We start from the raw sequence: 7,217 nt of genomic DNA, 5'->3' as shown, positions 1-7,217 counted from the left end.
GCTCACGCCGCCGCCGGTGAAGAGCCTCGCGCCGCCGAAGCCGACCCCGCTGCCGCCGCCGCCGGAAGCCCCGGTGATCGACGTGCCGGAGCCGCGCCCGAACGACGTGGCCACCCCGCCGTCGCCGCCCGCGCCGCCGGCCGCACCCTCGGACATCAGCGCTAGCGTCGATATTTCGTCGAAGAACATGAACCCGCCGAAGTACCCGCCGGCTGCATTCCGGTCGGGCGCGCAGGGCGAGGTGATCCTGATCATCGATGTCGATGCCAGTGGTAACGTCACGAACGTTGCCGTCGAGAAATCCAGCCGCAACCGCGACCTGGACCGCGCCGCCATGGAAGCAGCGCGCAAGTGGCGGTTCAATGCCGCTGTCGTCAATGGACAGAAGACCGCCGGCCGCGTTCGCGTCCCGGTCAACTTCGCGCTGAACTGATACAAAGGTTGCGCGGACCGGCGCACCGCCGGTCCGCAAACCCTGTCTACTCTTTGCACCACCCTCATCACCACCACACACAACAAAGGTAAGCGTCATGCTGCAGGAAATTTTCATCGCCGCTGCTGCGGGGGGCAACAACGCATCGAACGCCCTGTCGCAGATGGGCTTCGAGCACCTGATCACCGAAATGACCTCCAAGCCGGGTGACTTCGCCGTCTCCTGGGTGGTGCTCATCACCCTGATTCTCATGTCCGCCTCGTCCTGGTATTGGACGATCATCAACATCTTCCGCGCCACCCGCCTGAAGAGCCAGGCCGACCGCGTCACCAGCCTGTTCTGGGACACCCCGAATGCCCAGGACGCCATCCGTGCGATGGAAGAGCAGCCGGCCTCCGAGCCGTTTTCGAAGATCGCCCTGGACGCTGCGCAGGCCGCTGCGCACCACCAGCGCGCCGAAGCTGGCACCGGCGCCGGTCTGGGCGAGACCCTGAGCCGTTCGGAGTTCGTCGACCGTGCTTTGCGTCAGGCCGTAACCCGCGAAAGCACCAAGCTGCAGTCGGGCATGATCCTGTTGGCGACTGTTGGTGCGACTGCACCGTTCGTCGGTCTGCTGGGTACCGTGTGGGGCATCTACGGTGCGCTGATCAAGATTGGTGCCACCGGTTCAGGTTCCATCGAAGTCGTGGCCGGCCCAGTCGGTGAAGCGCTGATCATGACCGCAATCGGCCTGTTCGTCGCGATCCCGGCCGTGTTCGCCTACAACTTCTTCAGCAAGGTCAACAGCTCGGTGATCGCCAAGTTCGACACCTTCGCTCACGATCTGCACGACTTCTTCGCCACCGGCTCGCGCGTTCGCTGATCCCGGCTAAGTCGTCCACGCAACGTTAACGGAGCCCGTTATGGCTTTCAGTAGTGGTAACAGCGGCGGCCCCATGGCCGACATCAACGTCACGCCCCTCGTGGACGTGATGCTGGTGCTGCTGATCATCTTCATCATCACGGCACCGCTGATGTCCCACAAGGTCAAGGTGGATTTGCCCCAAGCCAACTTGAAACAGGATCCGGACAAGAGCGACAAGCGCCCGAATCCGATCACGCTGGCGGTCAAGGAGGATGGATCGCTGTACTGGAACGATGAGCCGATTTCCAAGGAAGCCCTGGAATCGCGCTTCTCGACCGCTGCACAGCAGACCCCGCAGCCGCCGCTCAACCTGCGTGGCGACCGCACCACCAAGATGCGCACGATCAACGAGATCACCAAGATCGCGCAGAGTCAGGGCATGCTGGACGTCGGCTTCGTTGCGACCAAAGAGAAGGGGAACTGAGCCATGGCGTTCAGCTCAGGAGGCGGCCGTGGTCCCATGGCCGACATCAACGTCACGCCGCTGGTCGACGTGATGCTGGTGCTGTTGATCATCTTCATCGTGACCGCGCCGATCATGACGTACCCGATCGACGTGGATCTGCCGCAGCGGGTCATCAACCCGCCGCCGCAGTTGCGCGATCCGCCGCCGCCGATCGATCTGCGGATCGATGCGTCGAACCAAGTGTTCTGGAACAACAGCCCGGTGGCGGTGAGTGCGCTCCCGCAGATGATGGAAAACGAAGTCCAGCGCGATCCGACCAACCAGCCGGAACTGCGCATCGATGCCAATCCGGATTCCGAGTACGACGTGATGGCCAAGGTGCTGGCCGCCGCCAAGAACTCGGACATGAAGAAGATCGGCTTCGTGCAGCAATAAGCTTCACCGCAATTCGCTTCACCGCAACACCTCAGTCATGACGCGACTGCAAACGCCACCGGCAACGGTGGCGTTTTTTTTGTGCGTGCACGGTTGGCTGCACTGCCCGCTGCGACGATGCCTGCCCGCGGTCCTGCGTGTGGCGCGTCGCGTCGTCCGCCTGGCCGGGCGTGCTTCGCGCTCGCCTGCTCGCCTCCCGGCCTGAGCAGTCCGATGCGGGACCACTCCCGAGTCCGCCCCGCCTGTCGCCGCCCCTCGCATCCCGCCGCGCCGCGGGTGTAGGCTGGTGGCGCGACACCACAACACCCACAGGAGGCTGGCCATGGCGTTCAGTGCTGCAGGGAATCGGGGACCGCTGGCGGAGATCAATGTCACCCCGCTGGTCGATGTGATGCTGGTGCTGTTGATCATCTTCATCGTCACCGCGCCGATGCTGACGCGGACGATCGCCATGGACCTGCCGCAGCGGACGCCGGCACTTTCCAGGCCCTTGCCGCCACCGGATCCGATCCAGTTGCGCCTGGACGCCAGTGGCCAGTTGTTCTGGAATGCCGCGCCGCTGGCCTTGCGCGATCTGCAACCCCGGCTGCAGGAGGCGATGGCGCAGGCGGCCGGCAACGCGCCCGAACTGCGTATCGATGCCAGCCCGGACGCCGACTACGAGGCCATGGCCAAGGTGCTGGCGGCGGCCAAGAACGCCGACGTCCAGCGCATCGGCTTCGTGCAGTAACAGGCGGTCTGTGGTGCGACGCCACCATTGCCGGTGGCGTCGCGTGCGTCGGGAACTCGCGCGTTTCCGCTTGCGGGAGGCAGCGAACGCCCAGGTTGATTGGATTGCGCCGATCGCGACAACCTTGCTGTACGCGATCGCTGCGCCCGCGACGCGGGCAAGTTCCAGGGAGCCAGGCCGCGCTGCCGGCCTCGCTCAGCGTGCCCCGGCCAGCACCGCCAGATACGCCTTCACCGTTGCGTCGAGCCCGGCGTAGAGCGCCTCGCCGATCAGCGCGTGGCCGATCGACACTTCCAGCACGTCGGGGACCGCTGCCAGGAACGCGCTGAGATTGGCCTGGGCCAGATCGTGGCCGGCGTTGACGCCGAGCCCGGCAGCCTGCGCGCGGCGTGCGGCAGCAGCGAACGGCGCGGCCGCGGCGCTGTCTCCCTGCTCCCACGCGGCGGCATAGGGACCGGTGTACAACTCGATGCGGTCGGCGCCCAGTTCGGCCGCCACCGCCAAGTCGGGGTTGTCGGCATCGACGAACAGGCTGACCCGACAGCCCAGGGCTTTCAGTTCGGCGATCAGCGGGCGCAGGCGGTCGCTGTCCCGGCCGAAGTCGAAGCCATGGTCGGAGGTGAGTTGGCCGTCGCCGTCGGGCACCAGGGTGGCCTGAGCTGGACGCGTCTGCGCGCACAGCGCGATCAGTCCCGGATAGCCGGGACGCGGCGGCGCGAACGGGTTGCCCTCGATGTTGAATTCGACGTCGCGCTCGCGGGTCAGTTCGGCCAGCGCCAGCACGTCCTCGGCATGGATGTGGCGCCGGTCCGGGCGCGGGTGCACGGTGATGCCGTGCGCGCCGGCGTCCAGGCAGGCACGCGCGGCGTCGAGCACGCTGGGCAGGTCGCCGCCGCGCGAATTGCGCAGCACCGCGATCTTGTTGACGTTGACGCTGAGCTTGGTCATCGCTGGCGAACCGCTTACGGTGCCGCGGCGTCGTCGCTGGCGGCGGCCGCGGCGCGGCGCGCCTCGGCCTGCTCGCGCAGGCGGCGCAGTTCGGCCGGGTCGATCATCGGCATCGCGTCGCGCTGGCTGGCATCGCCGATCTTGGCCACGTACCAGCCGCGTGCCCAGGCCAGCAGAAAGGCCAGCGCGGCCAGCAGGCTCACCACCAGCAACCACATGTGCGGCGTCGTGAACGCCAGAACGAAAGCACCCAGCGCGAGCGGCAGAAAGAGCCAGTACATGACGATCTCCCCAAGGATGGCGCAGTGTAGCGCCGCCGGGCGTGCCGGTTCCACGTGGCACCGCCGCCGGCGCGCGCCGCTCCCGGCGCCGGGGCGCCGCGCTTACAGCAGCGGCGAGGTCAGCCGCGCCACCGCCTCCGGCAGCCGGTAGCGCCACAGCGAGCGCTTGCGGTCGTCGCGTACGCGCACCGCATCGGCCATCTCCCCTTCCAGCAGCTCGGCCAGTTGCCTGGTCAGCCCGCGATCGCGGAACAGCGTGGCGACCTCGAAGTTGAGCCGGAAACTGCGGTTGTCGAAGTTGGCGCTGCCGACCAGGCACAGGTCCTCGTCGGTGATCAGCGCCTTGGTATGCAGCATACGCGGGCCGTACTCGTAGATCCGCACGCCGGCCTGCAGCAGTTCGTCGAAGTAAGAGCGCGCGGCCAAGGTCACCAGCCGCGAATCGCTGCGCTTGGGCACCAGCAGGCGCACGTCCAGCCCGCCCAGCGCCGCCGAGGTCAGCGCCATGCGCGCGGCCTCGCCCGGCACGAAATACGGCGTGACCAGCCATACCCGCCGCTGCGCCTCGTGGATCGCCGCGACCTGCAGGCGATGGATGCTTTCCCACGACGAATCCGGCCCCGACACCAGCACCTGTGCCTGGATGCTGCCGGCGTCGCGGCTGGGCATGTCGCTGGGCCAGATCCGCGCCATGTCGAAGGCATCGCTGCCCTGGCGGGTGGCGTACAGCCAGTCCTCCACGAACACCAGCTGCAGGCTGCGCACCACGTGGCCTTCGCAGCGCAGGTGCAGGTCGCGGTAGGCGTCGGCGCGCAGCGCCTCGTTCTCCTCGTCGGTGACGTTGATGCCGCCGGTGAAGGCGATGCGGCCGTCGATCACCACGATCTTGCGGTGGGTGCGCAGGTTGACCCAGGGCCGCTTGAACTTGAACGGCCGCAGCAACTGGGTGGGATGGAACCAGGCCACCTCGGCACCGGCCTCCAGCAGTGGCCGCAGGAAGCGCTTGCGCACCTGCGAGGAGCCGACCGCATCCAGCAGCAGGCGCACCCGAACCCCGGCGCGAGCGCGCTCGACCAGCGCGTCGCGGATGCGCGTGCCGGTGCGGTCGGGATTGAAGATGTAGTACTCCAGGTGCACATGGTGCTGCGCGGCGCCGATGTCGCGCAGGATCGCCTCGTAGGTCGCGGCGCCGTCGACCAGCCACTGCACCGCGGTGGCCGAACTCGGCGCCAGGCCGGTGGTGGCCTGGGCGATCTTGGCCAGCTCGGTGCAGTCGGCATCGGGTGGGCACACGCTGCTGTAGTGCTCCATGCCCGAGCGCGAGCGGCCACGGCGCAGGCGCTGCCGTTTCACCTTCTGCGGGCCCAGCAGGTAGTAGATGACGAAGCCCAGGTAGGGCAAGGCGGCCAGCGACAGCACCCAGCTCAGCGTCGCCGCCGGCTCGCGTTTCTGCAGCACGATCCAGCCGCTCAGCCACAGGATGTACAGCAGGTAGGCGGCGGTGAGGTAAGCGCCGATGTGCGGGATGCCGGTCAGCCGGTCCCAGGTGTTCTGCAGAGTCGCGATCACGAGCATCGGCGGATTCTAGAGGGTGACGCGGAGGTTGCGGCGAAGGCGATGCAGGCCCGGCACCACGGCGACCGCCCGGATCGCGTGGGTTTGCTGTCTGGCGCGCTGGCAGCCATCCGCTCTGCGAACCTGCGCTGCACTGCGGGTGCATGACAGCAGGCGTTCGCGGCAACCGAGTGACGCCAAGGCGTCGGCGTTCGCGTGCGCCCGCGACGAGGCCCCGGTTCGGCGAATGGCAGCGTCATCGCCGAAGAGCGACAGGCCGCCGGCCCGCCGTGGAACGTCGATCTGCTGCGCCGCCGTGGGCAACGGGCGGAGGTGCGTCACGCTGACTGCGTCGCCTGAAAGATTCAGCGCCGCCGTCGGTGCCGTCGCATCCGCCGAGACGCCTGCCGCGTAGCCTATGGCGATGAGCACCGCCATCAAGGGCCGCGGCGCCGGCAGCCATCTGCCGGGCCGCTTCGAACGGACCGTCAGCCAGGCCGAGGACGACGGCTGGCACCCCGACGACAGCGAGGAATTCGCCGCCCCGCGCCTGCGCACCCAGGTGAGCGAGGAGACCGCGCGCAGCATCATCAGCCGCAACCAGTCGCCGGACGTGGGGTTCGCGCAGTCGGTGAACCCGTACCGCGGCTGCGAGCACGGCTGCAGCTACTGCTTCGCCCGCCCCAGCCACGCCTATCTGAACCTGTCGCCGGGGCTGGACTTCGAGACGCGGCTGTTCGCCAAGACCAATGCCCCAGAACTGTTGCGCCGCGAGCTGGCCAAGCCCGGCTATGTGCCCAGCCCGATCGCGCTGGGCATCAACACCGACGCCTACCAGCCGATCGAGCGCAAGCTGCAGCTGACCCGGCGCCTGATCGAGGTCTTCGCCGAGACCCGCCACCCGTTCTCGCTGATCACCAAGAACGCGCTGGTCGAGCGCGACCTGGACCTGCTGGCGCCGCTGGCCCGCGACAACCTGGTCAGCGTGCATTTCTCTGTAACGTCGCTGGACCCGCGGCTGTCGGCCAAGCTGGAGCCGCGTGCCTCGGCGCCGCACGCGCGGCTGCGGGCGATGCGTACGCTGCACGAGGCCGGCGTGCCGGTCGGGGTGATGGTGGCGCCGGTGATCCCGTGGATCAACGATCACGCGCTGGAAGCGGTGCTGGAGGCGGCCCGCGAGGCCGGTGCCGAGTCCGCCGGCTACGTGCTGCTGCGCCTGCCGCACGAGGTGGCGCCGCTGTTCCGCGACTGGCTGCAGGCGCACCATCCCGACCGCGCCGCGCACGTGATGAGCACGGTGCAGCAGTTGCGCGGCGGCAAGGACTACGACAGCACCTTCGGCAAGCGCATGCGCGGCGAAGGCGTCTACGCCGACCTGCTGGCGCGGCGCTTCGCGCTGGCGCACAAGCGGCTGGGCTATGCCGAGTCCCCGCGTCGCCGCCTGGACTGCAGCCACTTCGTCAAACCGTTGCCGCCGCGCCCGCCGTCGCCGCAGGGTGTGTTGTTTTGAGCGGGGATTGGGGATT

Annotated in this window: 10 protein-coding genes; 6 read left to right on the top strand and 4 right to left on the bottom strand. The window is 68.1% G+C overall.

The genetic code is table 11. From position 1 onward, the window contains the following. The 5 genes from CEK65_RS19780 to CEK65_RS19760 form a co-directional block, all read left to right on the top strand. On the top strand, positions 1–433 hold a 433-nt coding region (locus tag CEK65_RS19780), incomplete at its 5' end, for an energy transducer TonB (RefSeq protein WP_152182747.1). Positions 434–530: 97 nt separating this feature from the next. Next, a complete protein-coding gene (exbB, locus tag CEK65_RS19775) occupies positions 531–1,295 on the top strand; it encodes a TonB-system energizer ExbB (protein WP_152182746.1) in 765 nt (254 codons plus the stop codon). A 40-nt stretch (positions 1,296–1,335) separates the two neighbouring features. Then, on the top strand, positions 1,336–1,761 hold the full coding sequence (locus CEK65_RS19770) for a biopolymer transporter ExbD (RefSeq protein WP_152182745.1): 426 nt from the start codon (positions 1,336–1,338) through the stop codon (positions 1,759–1,761). A 3-nt stretch (positions 1,762–1,764) separates the two neighbouring features. Further along, positions 1,765–2,178 carry a biopolymer transporter ExbD gene (locus CEK65_RS19765; RefSeq protein ID WP_152182744.1) on the top strand — a complete coding sequence of 138 codons (414 nt, stop codon included), beginning with the start codon at positions 1,765–1,767 and terminating at the stop codon, positions 2,176–2,178. Positions 2,179–2,500: 322 nt separating this feature from the next. After that, positions 2,501–2,908: a biopolymer transporter ExbD gene (locus CEK65_RS19760; protein ID WP_152182743.1), complete on the top strand. Its 408-nt coding sequence runs from the start codon at positions 2,501–2,503 to the stop codon at positions 2,906–2,908. A 195-nt stretch (positions 2,909–3,103) separates the two neighbouring features. On the opposite strand, the gene CEK65_RS19755 is transcribed toward CEK65_RS19760, so the two are convergent. The 4 genes from CEK65_RS19755 to CEK65_RS19740 form a co-directional block, all read right to left on the bottom strand. Next, complete coding sequence (locus CEK65_RS19755; protein ID WP_152182742.1) at positions 3,104–3,856, bottom strand: pyridoxine 5'-phosphate synthase; 753 nt, start codon at positions 3,854–3,856, stop codon at positions 3,104–3,106. Between the two features lie 14 nt (positions 3,857–3,870). Next, entirely contained in the window at positions 3,871–4,137 is a 267-nt protein-coding gene (locus CEK65_RS19750; RefSeq protein WP_010340662.1) for a hypothetical protein, read from the bottom strand. Between the two features lie 102 nt (positions 4,138–4,239). Further along, positions 4,240–5,712, bottom strand: a complete 1,473-nt coding sequence (cls, locus tag CEK65_RS19745) for a cardiolipin synthase (protein WP_152182741.1) — start codon at positions 5,710–5,712, stop codon at positions 4,240–4,242. Positions 5,713–5,721: 9 nt separating this feature from the next. Further along, a complete protein-coding gene (locus tag CEK65_RS19740) occupies positions 5,722–6,129 on the bottom strand; it encodes a hypothetical protein (RefSeq protein ID WP_152182740.1) in 408 nt (135 codons plus the stop codon). Between CEK65_RS19740 and CEK65_RS19735 the strand changes: the two genes are divergently transcribed. Then, complete coding sequence (locus CEK65_RS19735) at positions 6,116–7,201, top strand: PA0069 family radical SAM protein (RefSeq protein ID WP_152182739.1); 1,086 nt, start codon at positions 6,116–6,118, stop codon at positions 7,199–7,201. The genes CEK65_RS19740 and CEK65_RS19735 overlap by 14 nt on opposite strands. Positions 7,202–7,217 lie beyond the last annotated feature (16 nt).

This window comes from Xanthomonas sp. LMG 12459 (assembly GCF_009192905.1).
Lineage (GTDB): Bacteria > Pseudomonadota > Gammaproteobacteria > Xanthomonadales > Xanthomonadaceae > Xanthomonas_A > Xanthomonas_A sontii.
Note: the sequence above shows the minus strand (reverse complement) of the source record. Positions and strands in the feature narration are given on the sequence as shown.

Excerpts from the sequence above, each read along its gene's own strand:
- CEK65_RS19750 (WP_010340662.1), bottom strand. The coding sequence starts at position 4,137 with ATGTACTGGCTCTTTCTGCCGCTCGCGCTGGGTGCTTTCGTTCTGGCG.
- exbB (WP_152182746.1), top strand. The coding sequence starts at position 531 with ATGCTGCAGGAAATTTTCATCGCCGCTGCTGCGGGGGGCAACAACGCA.
- CEK65_RS19765 (WP_152182744.1), top strand. The coding sequence starts at position 1,765 with ATGGCGTTCAGCTCAGGAGGCGGCCGTGGTCCCATGGCCGACATCAAC.
- CEK65_RS19770 (WP_152182745.1), top strand. The coding sequence starts at position 1,336 with ATGGCTTTCAGTAGTGGTAACAGCGGCGGCCCCATGGCCGACATCAAC.
- CEK65_RS19760 (WP_152182743.1), top strand. The coding sequence starts at position 2,501 with ATGGCGTTCAGTGCTGCAGGGAATCGGGGACCGCTGGCGGAGATCAAT.
- CEK65_RS19740 (WP_152182740.1), bottom strand. The coding sequence starts at position 6,129 with ATGGCGGTGCTCATCGCCATAGGCTACGCGGCAGGCGTCTCGGCGGAT.
- CEK65_RS19735 (WP_152182739.1), top strand. The coding sequence starts at position 6,116 with ATGAGCACCGCCATCAAGGGCCGCGGCGCCGGCAGCCATCTGCCGGGC.
- cls (WP_152182741.1), bottom strand. The coding sequence starts at position 5,712 with ATGCTCGTGATCGCGACTCTGCAGAACACCTGGGACCGGCTGACCGGC.
- CEK65_RS19755 (WP_152182742.1), bottom strand. The coding sequence starts at position 3,856 with ATGACCAAGCTCAGCGTCAACGTCAACAAGATCGCGGTGCTGCGCAAT.